A 748-nucleotide genomic window follows, 5' to 3' on the forward strand; every position below is an offset into this window, starting at 1 on the left:
GCGGGCCGCGCCGACGCCCAGGTGAAGATCCGCGGCTTCCGGATCGAACTCGGTGAGGTGGAGTCCGTCGTCGCCGCTCACCCGGATGTCGCTCAGGCCATCGTCACGGTCTGCGACGACCGGCTCACCGCGTACGTCGTGTCCCGCGACAGCGAACCGTCATCGATCCGGGCGTTCGCCGCCGAGCGGCTGCCGGAGTACATGGTCCCCGCCACCGTCGTACTCCTCGACGAGCTGCCCCTCACCCCCAACGGCAAGATCGACCAGGCCGCCCTGCCCGCCCCGGACGTGGCAGGCGGCCCGGGACGGGCACCGACGACCCCGGTCGAGGAAGTCCTGTGCGGCCTCTTCGCCGACGTACTGGGCGCGGAGGTAGTCGGGGTCGGCGACGACTTCTTCAGCTCGGGCGGCGACTCGATCATGTCGATGCAACTCGCGTCGAGGGCGCGGCGCGCCGGATGGGTTCTTTCGCCCCGGCAGGTGTTCGAGGAGCGGACACCTGCGGGGCTGGCGCGAGTGGTGGAGCCGGTCGGGACCGACAGCGCCCGTGCGCGGGATGTGGGTACCGGTGAGGTCGCGTTCACGCCGGTGATGAAGTCGGTGGGTGACACGGCGGCCAGCTCTGAATTCGCCCAGTGGATGGCCGTACTAGCCCCGCCGCAGCTCGATTCGGAGGTGCTGTCGGCCGGGGTGCGGGCGTTGCTGGACACGCACGACATGCTGCGGGCGCGTTTGGTGGCCGGCGGGG

Annotated in this window: 1 protein-coding gene; it reads left to right on the top strand. The window is 71.1% G+C overall.

Annotation, left to right across the window (positions count from 1 at the left end; all coding sequences use genetic code 11):
- On the top strand, positions 1 to 748 hold a 748-nt coding region (locus tag ACTT8P_RS38380), incomplete at both ends, for an AMP-binding enzyme (RefSeq protein WP_442836416.1).

This window comes from Streptomyces sp. JW3 (assembly GCF_052216785.1).
GTDB lineage: Bacteria > Actinomycetota > Actinomycetes > Streptomycetales > Streptomycetaceae > Streptomyces.